General features: G+C 72.7%; 15 protein-coding genes. 4 read left to right on the top strand and 11 right to left on the bottom strand.

Features of this window, described 5'->3' with window-relative positions:
- Nucleotides 1-133 precede the first annotated feature (133 nt).
- The 7 genes from GEV10_10670 to GEV10_10640 all read right to left on the bottom strand — a co-directional run bounded on the left by GEV10_10670 (nucleotide 134) and on the right by GEV10_10640 (nucleotide 9,841).
- Nucleotides 134-1,420, bottom strand: coding sequence for a PQQ-binding-like beta-propeller repeat protein (locus tag GEV10_10670; GenBank protein ID MQA78921.1), 1,287 nt, complete (start codon nucleotides 1,418-1,420; stop codon nucleotides 134-136).
- Nucleotides 1,421-1,583: 163 nt separating this feature from the next.
- On the bottom strand, nucleotides 1,584-2,867 hold the full coding sequence (locus tag GEV10_10665; GenBank protein ID MQA78920.1) for a SidA/IucD/PvdA family monooxygenase: 1,284 nt from the start codon (nucleotides 2,865-2,867) through the stop codon (nucleotides 1,584-1,586).
- Nucleotides 2,857-4,554: a siderophore biosynthesis protein gene (locus GEV10_10660; GenBank protein ID MQA78919.1), complete on the bottom strand. Its 1,698-nt coding sequence runs from the start codon at nucleotides 4,552-4,554 to the stop codon at nucleotides 2,857-2,859. The genes GEV10_10665 and GEV10_10660 overlap by 11 nt, the downstream gene beginning before the upstream one ends.
- A 55-nt stretch (nucleotides 4,555-4,609) precedes the next feature.
- Nucleotides 4,610-5,989, bottom strand: a complete 1,380-nt coding sequence (locus GEV10_10655) for an aminotransferase class V-fold PLP-dependent enzyme (protein ID MQA78918.1) — start codon at nucleotides 5,987-5,989, stop codon at nucleotides 4,610-4,612.
- Nucleotides 5,986-7,659: an IucA/IucC family siderophore biosynthesis protein gene (locus GEV10_10650; GenBank protein ID MQA78917.1), complete on the bottom strand. Its 1,674-nt coding sequence runs from the start codon at nucleotides 7,657-7,659 to the stop codon at nucleotides 5,986-5,988. Before GEV10_10650 ends, GEV10_10655 begins: the two co-directional genes overlap by 4 nt.
- 36 nt (nucleotides 7,660-7,695) lie before the next feature.
- Nucleotides 7,696-8,940, bottom strand: a complete 1,245-nt coding sequence (locus tag GEV10_10645) for a hypothetical protein (protein ID MQA78916.1) — start codon at nucleotides 8,938-8,940, stop codon at nucleotides 7,696-7,698.
- A 31-nt stretch (nucleotides 8,941-8,971) separates the two neighbouring features.
- A complete protein-coding gene (locus tag GEV10_10640) occupies nucleotides 8,972-9,841 on the bottom strand; it encodes a spermine synthase (protein ID MQA78915.1) in 870 nt (289 codons plus the stop codon).
- Between the two features lie 51 nt (nucleotides 9,842-9,892).
- Between GEV10_10640 and GEV10_10635 the strand changes: the two genes are divergently transcribed.
- The 3 genes from GEV10_10635 (at nucleotide 9,893) to GEV10_10625 (ending at nucleotide 11,700) form a co-directional block, all read left to right on the top strand.
- On the top strand, nucleotides 9,893-10,696 hold the full coding sequence (locus GEV10_10635) for a helix-turn-helix domain-containing protein (protein ID MQA78914.1): 804 nt from the start codon (nucleotides 9,893-9,895) through the stop codon (nucleotides 10,694-10,696).
- A gap of 47 nt (nucleotides 10,697-10,743) precedes the next feature.
- Nucleotides 10,744-11,286 (top strand): hypothetical protein, encoded by a 543-nt coding sequence (locus GEV10_10630; GenBank protein MQA78913.1) that lies wholly within the window; start codon nucleotides 10,744-10,746, stop codon nucleotides 11,284-11,286.
- A 258-nt stretch (nucleotides 11,287-11,544) separates the two neighbouring features.
- Complete coding sequence (locus GEV10_10625; GenBank protein MQA78912.1) at nucleotides 11,545-11,700, top strand: hypothetical protein; 156 nt, start codon at nucleotides 11,545-11,547, stop codon at nucleotides 11,698-11,700.
- Nucleotides 11,701-12,049: 349 nt separating this feature from the next.
- Here the strand turns inward: GEV10_10625 and GEV10_10620 are convergent, their stop codons facing one another.
- From GEV10_10620 to GEV10_10610, 3 genes are read right to left on the bottom strand one after another with little or no spacing between them, the layout of a single operon-like run.
- Nucleotides 12,050-12,391, bottom strand: a complete 342-nt coding sequence (locus GEV10_10620) for a rhodanese-like domain-containing protein (GenBank protein MQA78911.1) — start codon at nucleotides 12,389-12,391, stop codon at nucleotides 12,050-12,052.
- 29 nt (nucleotides 12,392-12,420) lie between these two features.
- Nucleotides 12,421-13,293, bottom strand: a complete 873-nt coding sequence (locus tag GEV10_10615) for an Fpg/Nei family DNA glycosylase (GenBank protein ID MQA78910.1) — start codon at nucleotides 13,291-13,293, stop codon at nucleotides 12,421-12,423.
- A 46-nt stretch (nucleotides 13,294-13,339) separates the two neighbouring features.
- Nucleotides 13,340-14,413, bottom strand: a complete 1,074-nt coding sequence (locus GEV10_10610) for a peptidoglycan DD-metalloendopeptidase family protein (GenBank protein ID MQA78909.1) — start codon at nucleotides 14,411-14,413, stop codon at nucleotides 13,340-13,342.
- A gap of 208 nt (nucleotides 14,414-14,621) precedes the next feature.
- Here GEV10_10610 and GEV10_10605 point away from each other — a divergent pair, with 208 nt between their 5' ends.
- Nucleotides 14,622-15,704: a hypothetical protein gene (locus GEV10_10605; protein ID MQA78908.1), complete on the top strand. Its 1,083-nt coding sequence runs from the start codon at nucleotides 14,622-14,624 to the stop codon at nucleotides 15,702-15,704.
- Here the strand turns inward: GEV10_10605 and GEV10_10600 are convergent.
- Nucleotides 15,701-16,927: a sigma-70 family RNA polymerase sigma factor gene (locus tag GEV10_10600; GenBank protein ID MQA78907.1), complete on the bottom strand. Its 1,227-nt coding sequence runs from the start codon at nucleotides 16,925-16,927 to the stop codon at nucleotides 15,701-15,703. The two genes, GEV10_10605 and GEV10_10600, sit on opposite strands and share 4 nt — an antisense overlap.
- Nucleotides 16,928-16,930: the final 3 nt, after the last annotated feature.

Raw genomic sequence — 16,930 nt, 5'->3', positions numbered from 1 at the left:
GGCGCGAGGCACCGCCCGCAGCGACGCACCACCATCCACCCACGACCAAGCTCAGCGGCATCCAGCCGGTGAGCCAGCCCACCATGCCCAAGCTCACCTCAAGCCCGGACTTGACTTCGACCTCATAGGTTGGTCAGCCGACGCGTTCGAGGATCGGGAAGCCCTCGGCGTCGATCGCGAACGGGTGCGGGTCGCCGACCGCCGTGACGGCCTCGGGCAGCGGCGCGTCTCCCGACCACGCCGCCGGCTCGCCGGTGCCCGCGCTCATGACCCGGAAGCCGCTCGAGCTCTCGATCGTCTCGGTCTTGCCGTCGACGACGACCTGGAACGTGCGCGCCTGCGCGGCGCTGGACAGGACGACGGTCGAGGCACCGGCGTCGACGTCGCCGATCACCCCCCGCTTCTCGTCGACGGGCGCGAAGGCGACCTTCTTCGAGCCGGTCTTGCGCAGGGCGAGCCACGGCTTCCCGACGGTGTCGACCGCCTGCTCGGCCTCGTCGGCGAACGTGTGGCCGGTAGGCGCCCGCACGGTGAAGCGGTCCTTGCCGGTCTCCGGGTCGAGGTACCTGAGGCTGCGCCGGTCGGGTGCGACGGCGACGACCTCGCCTCCAAGGGAGGCGGCCTCCAGGCCTGTGCGGCTCCACAGTCGCTCGCCGGTCCTCATGTCGTACATCGAGAAGCCGAGCGGGTGCCCGTCGTCGTCGACCGCCGTGACGACCCCGCGGTCGTCGGTGACGCTCCGGTAGCCGAACCCGTCGGCCCGGTCGCCGAACCGCTTGGTGGGCTGGTCGCTCCAGCGGACCTTGCCCGTGTCGGGGTCGACACCGGAGACCCGCAGGTGCGACGAGTCGTCGGGATCGGAGACCTTGACCAGCTGACCGACGGTGAAGACGGAGTCGTCGTCGACCGACCAGAGCTCCGCGCCGTTCTCCTGGTCGAGCACGGTGGTCTCGTCCTGGGCATCGGTCACGCACACGTGCGGCCCGCAGTCGGTGACGTCGGTGATGTACCCCCGGTGGGACCAGCGGGGCTCGAACGTCACGGGGTCGAGCACGTCGAGCATGTCGGTCTCGCGGTCGTACGCGAGCGCCCCGCCGCCGGCCGTCAGCCTGATGAAGCCGCCCTCGGGGTCCCAGTCCTCGAGCGGGTCGATGGCGCGCCGCTTCTCGATACGCCCGGTCGTCCCGGAGATCGACACCAGCTCGAACCTCCTGTCGTCGGTCACCCGCAGAGCGATGTACCGGTCGCCCACGGACTCCACCCTGACCACCGACTCCGCCCCGCGTACCCAGGGAGCCGGGGTGGCGCTTCGCTGCTCCGTGGGGCCGTCCCCGGGCAGGAACCCGCAGCCGGACAGCACGGTGGCGGTGGCCAGGGCGCCGGCGAGGGCGGTGGTGCGCAGGGCGTGTCGTCTCCACATGAGCACGAAGTATGGCGACGGGCCGCTAACCGTCCGCTAATCGGGTGTGCCGCCCCGCGTGGGGTCCCCAGTCGTGGTCCTGGCCCCGCGTGGGGTCCCCGGTCGTGGTCCTGGCCCCGCGTGGGGTCCCCGGCTGTGGTCCTGGCCCCGGAGGCCGCGAGCCTCAGGGCGGCGGCGTGCCGAACGTGGTGAAGGCGGTACGGTCCGGTGGCGGCAGGCGATACGCCTGGCGGCCGGTGATCGCGTTCAGGATGACGGCCGCGCGGTGGGCGCCGAGGCCGAGGTCGGGCGTGCCGACGCCGTGGGTGTGCAGCTCGGCGTTCTGGACGTACAGCCCGCCGGTCACGGCGGGGTCGGCGGCGACGCGGTAGTCGCCGTCGACGGCGAAGCGGCCGCGGTCGTCCCAGCGGATCAGCGCCGCCATCGGGGTGAGGCAGGTGGGGACGTCGGAGCCGTAGCCGGTGGCGAGCACGACCTTGTCGGTCGTCACGCCGAACTCCTCGTCGCGCTGCAGGTGCCGGCAGCCCAGCTCGATCCGCGAGCCGTGCCGGTCGGCGGTGACGACCTCGGCATTGGGCAGCAGCTGGGGAGCAGGCTCCGTGCCGGCGACGAGCCGTTCGTACAGGACATCGTGGATCTCGGCGATCGTCTCCGCGCTGATCGCCTTGTGCAGCTGCCACTGCGCGGGGACGAGATCGTCGCGCGTCCCGCGGTCGAGGGAGCGGAAGTACTCGGTGTACGCGGGGGTGAAGTGCTCCAGGCCGAGCTTGGAGTACTCCATCGGCGCGAACGCCGGCGACGAGGTGAGCCAGCGCAGCCGCGTGCCCGACCGCGAGCCACGGCGCAGCAGGTCGAGGAACACCTCGGCGCCCGACTGGCCCGAGCCCACCACGGTGACGTCGGACGCACCGTCGAGCGTGTCGGCGCGCGGGAGGTACTCCGCTGCGTGGAAGACGTCGTCGCCGAGCAGTGGGCGCAGCGGGTCGGGGACGGTCGGCTCGGCGCCGACACCGAGGACGACGTTCGCGGCCCGCACCGACGTCCCGCCCGCGGTGACCGTGAACGCGGTGCCGTCCCATCGGACGGAGTCCACGGTGCTGCCGAACCGGCACGACGGCAGCGCCGTCGCGACCCAGCGGCAGTAGTCCTCGTACTCGTGCCGCGAGACGTGGAAGCGCTCGGCGAAGTAGAAGGGGAACAGCCTGTCGTGCGCGCGCAGGTAGGAGAGGAACGACCAGCGACTGGTGGGGTCGACCAGCGTGACGAGGTCGGCGAGGAACGGCACCTGCAGCGTCGTGCCCTCGATGAGCATGCCCGGGTGCCAGCGGAACGTGTCGTCGCGCTCGAAGAACGCGGCCCGCAGGCCGAGCGGGTCGGCGAGGGCGGCCAGCGCCAGGTTGAACGGCCCGATGCCGACCCCGACGACGTCGTACGTGTCAGTGCTCACGCGCGCCCGCCTCCGCGAGGGGGTTGGCCACGTCGACGTACACCGACTGCGTCTCGACCGGACCGACGAGCTCGTCGAGGCCGTGGACGCGGGTGAGCAGGTTTCCCTTCGCGCGCAGCGTCGGCGCGTCGAGCAGCAGCGCGGCCGGCGGCGCGCTGTCGGCCAGCGGCTCCAGCGCGCGGCGCGCGTCGGCGAGGAGGTCGTCCTCGCGGGCGAGCCCGGCCGACCCGAGGGCACCGACCACGCCGAGCAGGTTGTTCACGCCGAGGTAGTACGTCAGCCGCTCGTCGATCACGGCGTCGGCGGTCACGATGTCGGTCTGCGTGCCGAGCCCCGGCAGCAGGGCGTACGCGTCGTGCGCGCGCTTCTCCGAGAGGTAGTAGCCCTGGTTGTCGCGGTACCACCCCCCGACCGGCCAGCCCTGCCCGTCGAGCGCGACGAGGGTGTTCTGCTGGTGGGCCTCGACGGCGAGGCCGTACGTGCCGTACAGCCAGAGCACCGGCAGCACGAGCACGTCGAGATACCGGCCGAACCACTCCGCCGCGACGTCGCCGGTCGTGCGTCCGGTGCGTTCCGCCGTACGCCGCACGATCGCGGTCAGCCGCGAGTCGGCGCCGAACGCGCCGGGCGCGGTCAGGCCGGCGACGCACGCGACGTCGTCGGTGCGCCCGAACGGGTTGTCGCGGACGACCAGGTTGAGGCCGGTCTCGTGCGGCTCGACGGCGAGCCAGCCGGGGTCGCGCAGCAGCCGGAACGCCGGGTGCGCGGCGGCGATGCGGTCGGCGAGTCCGGCGTCGAGCAGCCGGCAGATCTCGGTGCCGCGCAACAGCTCCTCCCGCAGGTTCTCCCTGCGGGAGTTGGTGATGCGCATACCGAGCGAGAGCTTGAGCATGACCGGCTCGCCGGCGCGGTAGACCGTGCGCAACGAGCTCGTCGGATGCCACGGCGGCCCGTCGGGGCCGAGGTAGCGCAGTCGCCCGTCGTCGAGCAGAGACCGGACGGCCGGGCGGTCGAGCAGGTCGCGCGCCTGCCAGGGATGGGCGGGCACGAGCGCCGTGCCGTCGGGTCCGTGGCCGAACAGCGCGCTCGACGGCCGCCCGTCGGCGGAGTCGTAGCGCACGACGTCGAACGCGGCGGCGAACCAGTGCAGCGCGAACGACCCGCGCAGCTCGGGCGAGTACGCGCGCGCGGCGACGTCGCCGATGCCCTCGCGGCTCTTCGGCGCGGGATGCCACGGATGCCCGTCGAGGAGCGCCTGCTCGGCGGTGAGGAACGCCGGCGTGCCTGGCGGGCCGTGGGGACGTTGCTGCCGATACGCGTGGTGTGCCGCGATCCGCCGCGTCGAGTCGGCGACCCGCCCCACCAGGTCCGCGACCGAATCCGCGTCACCGGACAGGTCGGCGGTGAGCAAAGCCGCCAGCGTCGTCGCGTCGACCGAGCGGCCGGTCGCGAAGCGTGCCGGACCGAACAGGTGCCAGCCGGTGGCCGAGCGGTACGTCACCGGCGCCACGATCTCGGTGCCCGCCCGGGGCAGCGGGATGCGCAGCTCGTCGCCCGGCTCGGCACCGCACTCGCGCGCCCAGCACCGCAGCAGGTTGCCGGCGGCGACGAGGTCGGCGTGCTCGAACGCATCGGTCACGAGCCGTCCTCCGGAGTGGGCATCGCAGCGGTCCGTAGTGCAGAGCATGGGCACAGTGCAACCGAGCGAGGAGCGGAGCGGAGGAGGGCGGCGGGAGGCACAGTCATGATGACCGCCCCGCCTCGCGGACTGCGTCGAGGACGGCATCGACGTCCGACTCCGCCGTCGACGGGTTGAGCAGTGTGAGCTTGAGCCACACCGCGCCGCCGATCTCGGTACGGCCGACGACCGCCCGGCCCGACGCCAGCAGCGCGCGCCGTACCTGCGCGTTGACGAGGTCGCCGCCGCGGAGCCGGAACACCACCGTCGTGAGCACCGGGTCGGCGTACAGCTCCAGGTCGTCGTGCGCCTGCACGCGGTCGGCCGCGTACGCCGCCAGCGCGTGGCAACGGTCGACGCGCGCGCCGAGCCCGTCGCGGCCGAGTGCGCGCAGCACGACCGCGATGCGCACGACGTCGGCGCGTCTCGTGGTGCGCAGCGAGTGGCCGAGCAGGCTCGGGTAGCCGGCCTCCTCGTCGTCGGCCGCGTTGAGGTAGGCGACGCTCCTGGCCAGCGGCGCGAACGCGGCGTCGTCGCGGACGAGGAACACCCCCGATGCGGCCGGCAGCCAGCCCACCTTGTGCAGGTCGAGGCCGACGGAGTCGGCGAGCGCGATGCCGTCGAGAAGCGGCGCGAGGGCGCGGGAGAACAGTGCCCCGCCGCCGTACGCCGCGTCGGCGTGCAGCCAGGCGCCGTGCTCGCGGGCCGCCGCGGCGACCTCGCGGAGCGGGTCGATCGCGCCGAGGTCGGTCGTGCCCGCGGTCGCGACGACGGCGACCGGACGCTCACCGCCCGCCTCGACCGTGGCGAGCGCCGCGCGCAGCCCGGCGGCGTCCATCCGGTGGTCGGCTCCGGTCGGCACGACCACGACGCTGTCCTCGCCGAGGCCGAGGAAGCCGGCGTTGCGCGCGACGGAGAAGTGAGCGGCCGCCGAGCACAGCACTCGTGCGCGCCGGCCGTCCGTGCCACGGTCCCTGGCGAGCAGCAGGCCCATCAGCATCGACTCGGTGCCGCCGGTGGTGACCACACCTCCGGCCACGCCGGGGTCGTACCCGACGAGTGCGGCGAGCGAGCGGATCACCGGGGGCTCCAGGGAGGTGCCCGCCGGCGCCTGGTCCCAGGAGTCGAGCGACTGGTTCAGTGCCGAGATCGCCACGTCGGCCGCGACGGCGATCGGCAGCGGTGGCGGCTGCAGGTGCGCGACGCACGCCGGATCCGCGGGGTCGACGGAGCCCGCCGCGTACCGGCGGACGATGTCGGCGAGCGCGTCGGCGCCGAGACCCTCGTCGGGCACGTTCTCGAGGTCGAGCCAGGACGCGGCGAGCTCCTCCGGCGTGGTCGACGGCGCAGGCCCGCCGCGCTCGGCCGACCCGGCGGCGAGCGCGTGGACGACGACGTCGAGCAGGCCGCGTAGGTTCGCCAGGTCGGCGGAGGGCACGGTCACACCTCCGCCAACGGGTTGCGGACCGTGCCACTGATCTCGTCGAACGCCTCGTCCTTCTCGGCCCGGTCGTGGAACGCGCCGCTGGTCAGCTGCTCGGTGTTGAGCACGACCCGGCCGAACTCCGCCGCGGTGAGGCCGTACGGGTCGCTCGCGGTGGCGGGGAACGTCTCGCGGTACGCGTCGACCTCGGCGCGCAACAGCCGCCAGAACGCCTGCTCCGGCACGCCGAGGTGCTCCTCGACCAGCGGCGCCAGGTGCCTGAAGTGGCCGGCGACCAGGGCGCTGAGGATCGAGTGGGCGAGCTCCTCGTGCGGCCAGCGCAGCAGCAGCCGCGGCGCCTCGGTCGACGGCAGCACGTTGACGTCGTCGGCGAGGTCCTTGACGAGGATGCGGTCGGGCACGCCGTCGGTGTCGTACACGACCACGGTGTTCTCGCCGTGCGGGCAGAACGCGACGCCGTACGCGTGCAGGAAGTGCAGCAGACCGGGCAGCACCGCGTGCGCGAGGCCGGTGAGCCAGCCGGTGGCGTCGCGCCCGGAACGGTCGACCAGCTCGATGACCAGCGCGCGTCCGTCCGAGCCCACCTGGAGCAGCCCGGCGAGGCTGCGTGCCCGCTCGCCGGCCGCGAGGTGCGCCTCGACGGGCTCGCGCCACACCGCGCCGAGCAGCTCGTGGTAGCGGTACGGCGCGTCGGGCACCTCGGCGTACGCCGGATGCGTGACCGCGACGGACGCCACCTCGCCGAGGATGTCGAAGCGCGTGACGTCGCGCAGGTACGGGTCCGCGTCGCGGATGCCGCGCAGCCAGCCGGTGACGGCGGGCGCCTCGGCCGTGGTGTCGGCGGGCAGGCCGCGCCAGACGAGGGTGTTGCGGATCTGCAGCGGCAGCTTCACGGTCCTGCGCAACGGGTGGTCGGTGTTGACGAGCGTGCGCACGGACGCCAGCGGACGGTACGCGTCGGGCGCCTCACCGAGCTCCACGACGCGCCCGTCGGCGAGGTACGGCGCGAACAGCGTGCGCACCACGTGATCGAGGTGGTACGGGTGGACCGGCAGCCAGACGTGGCCGGGACGCGGGCACGCGGCGGAGAACCGCGCGCGGGTGTCGTCGTCGAGCTCCTCGGCGAGCAGCCGGTCGGCCGGCACCCCGTGGTGGCCCGCCAGGCTCTCGTCGACCGCGATCCACGGCAGGCAGAAGGTACGGCCGGACTCGGGTGCGTACGCCGCGGCGTCGGCGGCCGAGAAGCCGAGCCGCCCCTTGTTGAGCACCATGCCCGGGTGCCCCTGCTGCCACGACTCGAGCTCGGCCGTCCCGGCGTCGGCGAGGGCGGCGGCGGTCGGCGTCGTCGCGAGCAGCCGGGCGTCCGCCGCCCAGGTCGCGGTCATCTCGTCGACCGCCTCGGCGAGCCGGAGCCCGTCGAGGCCGAGCGCGGGGGCGGCGTCGAGGAGGAAGCGGACGGGGTCGGTGGCCTCGGCTCCGTCGCGGCGTACGGAGTGGGGGTCGACGGTCCAGTGCCCACATCCGCCGCGGGTCGCGGCGAAGGTGTGGCCTGCCACGCGGTAGCCCGCGGCGTCGGGTTCGGGGCGGAGCAGCTCCTCGTAGCCGAGCTCGGCGACGGCCTTGGCGACCAGGAGGCGTCCGGCCCGCCGCCAGTGCTCGGCCTCGTCCACAGCGCGGCCCTCCGTCGAACTTAGGTCTACCTAACTTCAGGCTATCGGGAGGGTGATGCGCTCCGCAGGTGGGTGTCCGAGGAACGCGGGCATCGCGAACTCGAAGCCGTACGCGCCGGCGTTGGGGAACACGACGACGTCGCCGGCCCGCAGCGCGCCGACGGTGACGTCCCTGGCGAGGACGTCCTCGGGCGTGCACAGCTCGCCCACGACCGTGACGGGCGCGTCGCGTGCCTCGGGACGCGGCAGGCCGTCGGGCCAGGCGTCGACCGGCAGCACCGCGAAGTTGTGCCTGATGTCCCACGACGTCGGCAGCTGGAAGTGGTTGATGCCACCGCGGACGACCGCGAACCACGCGCCGCGCGACTCCTTCACGTCGGTCACCTGCGCCGCGTACCAGCCGACGGGCGCCGCCAGCCAGCGTCCCGGCTCGAGCGCCACGCGCACGCCGGGCGGCGGCTCGATCTCGCGGAGCAGCGCGCCGAACCGGTCGAGGTCGAACGGCGCCTCGTCCTCGAACGGCACGCCGATGCCACCGCCGGCGTCGACGGTGCGCAGCGCGATGCCGTGTGCGGCGGAGCGTTCGACGGCCAGCCCCAGGCACTGCCGGACGTACGCCGCGTGGGCGTCGGCGTCGAGGTTGCCGCTGACCGCGTGCACGTGGAAGCCGACCGGGTCGAGGCCAGGCAGTCGAGCCGCCAGGGCGATCGCGGCGTCGAGCCGTTCCTCGGGGATGCCGAACGGGCTGGCCACGCCGCCCATCCGCAGCGACCCGGCCATGTCCGTGCGATCGGGGTTGACCCGCAGGGCGACCGGGACGACCCGGCCGGCCGCGACCGCGGCGCGGGAGAGCCGGTGCAGCTCGAGCTCGCTCTCGGCGTTGACGATCGCTCCGTCGAGGCGGGCGAGGTCGTGCAGCAGCGAGTCCTGCTTGCCGGGACCGCTCGCGGTCACCCAGGTGGGCACGCTGGCCTTCGCGCAGGCGTCGTCGGCGAGGGCGACCTCGCTGCATGACGCGACCTCGAAGCCCGTCACCGTGCCGGCGAGCGCCTCGACGAGCGGGCCGTACGGGTTGGCCTTGACGGCGTAGTAGACGTCGACCCATGCGGGCAGCGCCGCGGTCAGTCGCTCGGCCCGCGCCACGGCGGCCGCGGTGTCGTACAAGTAGGCCGCCACCGGCTCGGGACCCGCGGCACGCCGCGCCAGCTCGTCGCGCACGGCGGCGGGCAACCGGTCGACCGGCACGGCGGGCGCGCCGTCGAACGACGGCGGCAGCTCGATGGACACGCGGCCACCATAGACAGGCCCGCGATCACCTTGACCTGTCGAAGGCGTCGGCGGGCGGTGGTGGGGAGGGCGCCGCGGTCGCGTCGGTGACGACGGGAGCGCCGGACGCGAACGCGGCGAGGTCGCCGCCGGTCACCAGCCGCGCGGGGAACGGTCCGCCGGCGAGCCTGCGGCGCAGGGCGGGCCACCACGGCACCGCGGTGCCGGACGCGACGAGCACGACGTTGCCGAAGCGGCGGCCGCGCCAGGTCGAGGCGTCGGAGATCGCCCCGAGGTCGGTGAAGACGGTGCGCGCGGTCGCGGTCATCGCGCGTGCGAAGGCCAGCGGCCTGCCGTCGGCGAGGTTGACCACGAACGTGCCGCCGGGACGCAGGGCGCCCGCGGCGAGCACCATCGCCTCACGGCAGGCCAGGGAGGCCGGCATCCGCGCGCCGGCGTAGACGTCGAGGACGACCACGTCGTACGTGCCCGGCCTGGTGCGTTCGAGCAGGTCGCGGGCGTCGCGGCGGCTCACCGTGATGCCGTGGCCGCGTGGCAGCGGCAGCGCCTCGCGGACCAGCTCGACGAGGGCGTCGTCGAGCTCCGCGACGCGCTGCCGCGAACGGGGACGCGTGGCGTGGACGTACCGTGGCAGGGTGAGGCCGCCGCCACCGAGGTGGAGCGCGCTGATCGGGGCTCCGGCCGGGAGGACGAGGTCGAGCACGTCGCCGATGTACCGCACGTACTCGAAGGCGAGGTACTCCGGTTCGGCGAGGTCGACGTGCGACTGCGGGGTGCCGGCGACGTACAGCTCGGCGGCGTACGGCCGGCCGGGATCGGGCACGATCTCGGCCATGCCGCCGGCGACGTGCGCGCGTGCCGGGCTCGGCTTCGGCGGCTCCCTCCGGCGTGTCATGGCACCAGTATCGTGGGACCTCCCCTTCCGTAAAATGGGATACTCTCTCGTATGCCAGAAAGTCGTAGGGGCGTCCAGTCCATCGACCGCGCCGTCGCGATCCTCCGCTGCTTCACGGCGCGGGAGCCGGAGCTCGGCATCAGCGAGCTGTCCCGCCGCACCAGCCTGTCCGTGAGCACGACGCATCGCCTGCTCGCCGCCATGCAGGACAACCGGCTGGTGCGCCAGTCGGCGGACCGCCGGTACGCCCTCGGCCCGCTGCTCGTGCAGCTGGCCCGCAGCGGTGCCGTGCCGACCACCCTGCGCGACGCCGCCTTCCCGATGATGCGCAGGCTGTGCGACGAGGTCGACGAGACGGTCGGGCTCCACGCGCTGCTGCCGACGTACGAGCGCACCGTCGTCGACCAGATCGAGAGCCACCAGCCGTTGCGTCGCACGTACACCGAGTTCGGCACACCGATCGCGCTGACGCTCGGTGCGCCGGGCAAGGCGTTGCTCGCGTACCTCCCCCGCGAGCGGCAGGAGTCGATACTCGCCCAGCCCATCCCGCACGTGACCGCGACCACGGTGACGGATCCCGGCGAGCTGCGCGCGGAGCTCGCCGAGGTACGGAGCCGCGGCTTCGCCGTCTCGCTCGCCGAACGCATCGCGGGCATCCGCACGGTCGCGGCACCGATCTTCGAGCGCGCCGACGGCGTCGTCGGCGCGATGAGCGTCTCCGCCCCGGAGGGACGGATGCCACTCGACCTCATCGACGACGTCGGTGCCCGGTTGGCGGCCACCGCGTGGACGGTCTCGGAGCTGCTCGGCGCCACCCGCGACGGGCTCGAACGCCTCGGCGAGGCCGCGTCCTAGCATTCGGCGGCATGGTCCGGGGAGGCGGTTCTCGCTAGGGTGCCGCTGTGGAGCGCGGCGAGCTGGTGGACCGGTTGGGGCGGCATCTCCGGGAGTACCCCTGTGACAACGGGCGCCGGCTGCGCCACGGCATCTGGTCGCTGGCCGTCGTGGTCGTCTTGGTGCCGATCGGCCTGGTGTCGTGGTTCCTCCACGACGACTTCGTCAGCAGCGTGCCCAACCCGCCGACCTATACGCCGTTCACGCTGGTGGGCAGTGCGGCCTTCGGGATATCCGTGCTGCTGCTGCCGTACGGTTGCCGGCGACTGATCCAGGGCCTGCGGAGCCGGGGTGAGCGGATCGACCTGCACGAGAACGGCTTCGTGCACCACCTCCCCAGGGGTGACGAGGCGTTCGCCTGGCACGACATCACCGTCGTCGACCCCAGAGGGGTGTGGCAGATGAACAGGGTCAGCCACGCGATCGGCATCGACTACCGGTGCGTCGTCCGCCGCTCGGACGGGCGCAAGGTCGTGCTCAACTCGTTCTACTCCGACGTTCTCGAACTGGTCGCACACATCAGCAACGCGGTCGACAAGCGACCGGGCTGACGGTCGGCTGTCGATCGGGCGGATCTCGTTCGTCATCGGAACGACCGCTATGGCGAAAACGGAGGACCCACCGTGAAGTACGCACTGCTCATCTACACAGGCGGCGGCTTCGCCGCCCTGACCGAGGCCGAGGGAAAGGCGGCGCACGCCAGGCACGACGTCTTCGGCGCGACATACGGCGACCGCCTCAGAGCGGGAGCCGAGCTGCGTGATCCCGACACCGCCACGAGCATCCGGCACCGGCCCGAGGGGATCGTCATGACCGACGGGCCGTTCGCCGAGACCACCGAGGTGCTGGGCGGCTTCTATCTGATCGAAGCGGACGACCTCGACCAGGCGATCGAGATCGGCAGGGAGGTACCAGCCCTGCCCGGTGACGTGATCGAGGTGCGCCCGCTCGTCCGCCCCTCCTGACGACGCCGCACCCCGGCGCCCATCGCGCGCACGTGAAACGGCCCCCGAGCAACTTCTCCGCCAGAGAGGCGGAGCCGGTCGGACTGAACCGGTGCTCGGGGGCCGGGTGGATGCCTGGAATTCGCCGTCGCCACTGTCGCAAGACCGCCGAAGGCGGTCAGCACTGCAACGACCTGCGAAGCAGGTACGAAGGTGCGGCGACTAGCTGACAGCCACCTCACGAGTCCGATAGCTACACATCTACTGGACCACCTCCTCTCGCGTGTACGGCCACCCTATGCCAGTGATCACCTGGCTGTGCACCATTTTTTCGCGCTCGGTGTTTCGCGCAGCGCGTACGCGGAGGTGGTCAGGCGACCTCGGGCGGGTTGCCCGTCTCACTCTCCATCGGCTTGCCGGCGAGCGACCACGCGGTCATGCCGCCGGCGACGTTGACCGCGGGGTAGCCGGCCTGGCCGAGCGCCTCGGTGGCCCGCGCCGAGCGGCCACCGCCCCGGCACACGACGTACATCTTCTCGTCGCCCTCGACCGCGGGCAGGTCGGCGAGTCGGGCGCCGAGCTCTCCGAGGGGCACGTGGACGGCGTTCGGCGCGTGGCCGGCCACCCATTCGTCGGGCTCGCGAACGTCGAGCAGCACGGCGTCGTCGGGCAGCGCGGCCGCCTCGACCTCGGGGACGGGAGAACCGAACATCACACGCCTTTCCTCGGGAACACCGGGACTCACTTGAGCAGCCGCGACATGCGCCGGTCGGCGAGCACCTTGCCGCCGGTCTGGCAGGTCGGGCAGTACTGCAGCGAGGAGCTGGCGAACGACACCTCGCGGACCGTGTCGCCGCACACCGGACACGCCTCGCCCTTGCGTCCGTGCACGGCCATGTTGGTCTTCTTGTCGCGCTTGAGGTCGCCGGCGGCGAGGCCTCTCGACCGCTCGACCGCGCCGGTCAGCACCTCCATCATCGCGTCGTAGAGTCCCTGGACGCCCTCGGCGTCGATGTCGGCCGCGAGCCGGTACGGGGACATGCGGGCGGCGTGCAGGATCTCGTCGCTGTAGGCGTTGCCGATGCCCGCGATGACGGACTGGTCGCGGAGCAGGCCCTTGACCTGGGTACGCCGGCCGGTCAGCAGGTCGTGCAGAGACGCGACGGTGAAGTCGTCGGCGAGCGGGTCGGGCCCGAGTCGCGCGATCCCGAGGACCTCGCCCGGGTCACGGACGAGGTAGGCGGCGACCTTGCGCTGGGTGCCGGCCTCGGTGACGTCGAAGCCCGAGTCGTCGGCGAACCGCACCCGCAGCGACAACGGCCCCTTGCCCCTGCGCGGCACGCCGCCGGGGAGCTCCGCGCGCCACCGGAGCCAGCCGGCCCTCGCGAGATGGATGACGAAGTGGAGCGGGTCGTCCTCGACGGAGAAGTCGAGCACGAGGAACTTGCCGCGCCTGGCCGTCCCGCGCAGGGAACGGCCGGTGAGTGCGGTGACGGGCGGGTCGTACGTCTTCAGCGCGCTGAACGCGAACACCTCGACGCCGGTGACGGCGGCCCCGTGGGCCTGTTCGTCGAGGAACGACGCCAGGGACTCGACTTCGGGAAGCTCGGGCACCAGTCCAGTGTGCCTGAGCGCCCGCCCGGAGGTGCGGGCTAGGACGCTAGTTGCCGCAGAGGGCCTGGACGAACGGGTACGGGTTGATCGCGCTGCCGCCGCCGGGCCACAGCTCGAAGTGCACGTGCGGCACGGTGCCCTGGGCGTTGCCGGTCATGCCGACCTTGGCGATCTGCTCGCCGGCGACGACCTTCTGGCCCGTGTTGACCAGGTTGGCGCTGTTGTGCGCGTAGTAGTACTGGTCGCCGCTCTTGCCCTGCAGGATGATGACGATGCCGCCGAGGCCGTTGTTGCCGGCCCGGTTGATCGTGCCGTCCTCGACGGCGAAGACCGGGGTGCCCATCGGCGCGAGCATGTCGGTGCCCTGGTGCGCGCGACCGCCGCTGCGCGAGGCGCCCCAGGTGTCGGAGATCGTCAACGGGTCGCCGACGGGGCAGGCGCCGCCGTTGGCGAACTTCGCGCCGCGCGAGGCCTTGCCGTTCTTGCGCTTCGCGAGTGCCTGGGCGGCCTCGAGCAGCGCGGCGTTGAGCTTCTTGCGCTGCTTCGCGATCTTGGACTGCTCGGACCTGGCGTCCTTCTTCGCACGCTCGAGGTTGTCGACCTGGATCTCGAGCCGCTTGCGCTCGCGGTCGGCCGCGCGGAGGGCCGCGTCGTCGGTCGCGCTCATCATCGACATTGTCGTCATGCGCTGGACGAGCTCGTTCGGGCCGCTGTCGTGGGTCAGGGCGAGCACGGTGCTGTCGGAGCTGCCGTTGGTGTACGCGATCTCGGCGGTCTGCGCGACCCGGCTCCGGCGCTCGGCGAACAGCTTCTTGGTCGCCGAGATCCTCCGGGTGAGCGTCGTGCGCTGGTGGGTGAGCCGGTCGAGGTTGTCCTGGCTCTGCTCGTACTCGTCGGCGATCCTCTTGATCTGTCCGCGGATCTCGTCGGGCGACCTGGTGTCGTTCTTGTCCTTGCTGTCGACCTTCTTCGCGGACTTCTTCTCACCGGACCGGTTCTTGCCGGTCATCGCGTCACCGTTCGCGGTCGGCGCGGCGGCAGCGGTCCCGCTGGAGAGCACCAGGGCGACCGTCGCCACGAGGACGGCGAACAGGCTTCGGGGGCGTTCGGGGCGTTTCATGGGGCTGGACGTCACTGTAGACGATGATCACGGGGAGGTCACGCCTCCCCCCGTCTTTACTTTCCGACCAGGTCAGGACGGGTGTGGGCGGGCCGTGACGCCCCGATTTCGGAGCGTGGCGAAGGGTCGGCGCGCCCCTGCCGAGTTTGCCGATGCCTTACCTTGGCGGGAACGTCGACACACGTACGAAACCAGCCAGGGAGGGGCAGTGGCCAACTGTCCACGGTGCGGCATCTTCGCCCCGCCGGACGACCGCTTCTGCCAGGAATGCGGTACGCCGCTCGAGGCGTCCTCGCCGAGTTTCGACGACCTCGAGGAGCAACGCCACGGACCCGCCGGCCACGAGACGGGGACCCAGCCGTTCTCGCCGGTGCAGTTCTCCGGCCCGCCCGTCCCCGCGATCGACGACACCGGGCAGCCGATGTCGCCCTACCCGGTGGAACGCCCGACGGACGAGACGTGGGGCGATGAGCCGACGCGGGAGTGGTACCCCGGATACCAGCAGGCCGATCACCAGACCACCCAGTACCAGCAGGCCGACTACCAACAGACCGAGTACCAGCAGGCGCAGTTCCCGCCACCCCAGTACCCGCCGCCGGACTACCCGCCGCCCGGCGGGTACGACCAGCCGCGGCGCGAGTCGCGGGGTGGTCGCCGGCAGGGCGTGCTCATCGCGGCGCTGGCGGTGCTCGCCGTCATCGCGATCGCGTCGGTGAGCATGCTGGTCGTCGACGCGCGCGGCGACGACAGCGCGGAGCCGGTCGCGTCGTCCAATGCGCCGTCGCCGAAGGTGAGTGAGTCCTCGCCCGAGCCGACCGATGCCCAGTCGCTGCCGGTGAGCTCAGCGGAGTCCCAGGCGAAGGCCGTCGACGTGCTGCTCACCCGCGCGGCCGCGGGCAAGAGCATGCTCACCACCACATACGACAGCGCGCTCGCGTGCAAGATCTCCCCGGCGTCCGCGGAGCGGAAGTTCGAGGCAGCGGCCGAGAACCGGCGTGGCATCGTCGCGTCCGGCCGCAAGCTCGACACGTCGCAGCTCGAGAACGGCGAGCAGATCAAGAGCCTCATCATCTCGATGTACGGCACCTCCGCGCGGGCCGATGACGCCTTCGCGGCCTGGGCTGGCGCGGGTGACGCCAAGAACGTCAAGTGCCTGAAGGGCAACAAGCTCCGCACCAAGGGCAACGACCTCTCCATCCAGGCCGGAAAGACCAAGCAGCGGTTCGTCAAGGTCTGGAACCCGGTCGCCGGCTCGTACGGCTACACCAAGCGCACCAAGGCCAGTCTCTAGCGGTTGCCGGTCAGCGCATCCCGCCGGCGTCGCAGGAACGCGCGCTCGGATGCGTTCTCGGTACGCGCCATCGCCTCGTCGTACGCGGCGGCCGCCTCGGTGTCGCGGTCCAGGCGCCTGAGCAGGTCGGCGCGGATAGCGTGGAACAGGTGGTACCCGCCGAGGCCGAGGTCGTCGACGAGCGCGAGCGCGGCGCCCGGTCCCTCGACCTCGGCCACGGCGACCGCGCGGTTGAGGGCCGCGACCGGGTTCGGCGCGATCGCCACGAGCTGGTCGTAGAGTCGCACGACCTGGTGCCAGTCGGTGGTCTCCGCCGTCGATGCGTCGCTGTGGACGGCGTTGATGGCCGCCTGGATCTGGTACGGGCCCGGCCGGTTGCGCCGCAGGCACCGGCGGACGAGGTCCTGGCCCTCGGCAACGAGGCGAAGGTCCCAGCGGCTGCGGTCCTGGTCGCGGAGCAGGACGAGGTCACCGCCCGCCGTCGACCGGGTCGCGCGACGCGATTCGACCAGCAGCATGAGGGCGAGCAGCCCGAGGACCTCGGGCTCGTCGGGCATCAACTCGGCAAGCAGGCGGCCGAGCCTGATGGCCTCCGCGCAGAGGTCCTCGCGCGCGAGCCGGTCACCCGAGCTCGCGGTGTGGCCCTCGTTGAAGATGAGGTAGACGACGGCGAGGACGGCGCGCAGGCGGTCCGGGAGGTCGGCCTCGTACGGGATCCGGTACGGGATGCCGGCGTCGCGGATCTTGCCCTTCGCCCTGACCAGCCGCTGGGCCATCGTCGGCTCGGGCACCAGGAACGCCCGCGCGACCTCGGTGGTGGTGAGCCCGCCGAGCAGCCGCAGCGTCAGCGCGACCTGAGCCGTGGTGGCGAGCGCGGGGTGGCAGCAGGTGAAGATCAGGCGCAGCCGGTCGTCTCGCACGGGTCCCTCCTCCGCCGGTTCGTCGCGGGCGTGCAACAGCGCGGCCTGGGCGTGCCGGTCGTCGCGGGACGCCTCGCGCCGGAACCTGTCGACGGCCCGGTTGCGCGCGGTGGTGATGATCCAGCCGGCCGGGCTCGGGGGGAGTCCTGCGGACGGCCAGCGCCGCACCGCGGCGGCGAACGCCTCCTGCACCGCCTCCTCGGCCGTGTCGATGTCACCGAGGAGGCGGACCAGGACGGAGACGGCGCGTCCGTACTCCTCGCGGAACACGCGCTCGATCTCGCTGTGCGGGACGGCCGGCACGCC

The organism is Streptosporangiales bacterium (assembly GCA_009379955.1).
GTDB lineage: Bacteria > Actinomycetota > Actinomycetes > Streptosporangiales > WHST01 > WHST01.
The sequence above is the reverse complement of the archived record's forward strand: the minus strand, read 5'-3'. Positions and strand labels throughout refer to the sequence as shown.

Excerpts from the sequence above, each read along its gene's own strand:
- GEV10_10670 (MQA78921.1), bottom strand. The coding sequence starts at position 1,420 with ATGTGGAGACGACACGCCCTGCGCACCACCGCCCTCGCCGGCGCCCTG.
- GEV10_10660 (MQA78919.1), bottom strand. The coding sequence starts at position 4,554 with ATGCTCTGCACTACGGACCGCTGCGATGCCCACTCCGGAGGACGGCTC.
- GEV10_10640 (MQA78915.1), bottom strand. The coding sequence starts at position 9,841 with ATGACACGCCGGAGGGAGCCGCCGAAGCCGAGCCCGGCACGCGCGCAC.
- GEV10_10635 (MQA78914.1), top strand. The coding sequence starts at position 9,893 with ATGCCAGAAAGTCGTAGGGGCGTCCAGTCCATCGACCGCGCCGTCGCG.
- GEV10_10625 (MQA78912.1), top strand. The coding sequence starts at position 11,545 with ATGACCGACGGGCCGTTCGCCGAGACCACCGAGGTGCTGGGCGGCTTC.
- GEV10_10620 (MQA78911.1), bottom strand. The coding sequence starts at position 12,391 with ATGTTCGGTTCTCCCGTCCCCGAGGTCGAGGCGGCCGCGCTGCCCGAC.
- GEV10_10610 (MQA78909.1), bottom strand. The coding sequence starts at position 14,413 with ATGAAACGCCCCGAACGCCCCCGAAGCCTGTTCGCCGTCCTCGTGGCG.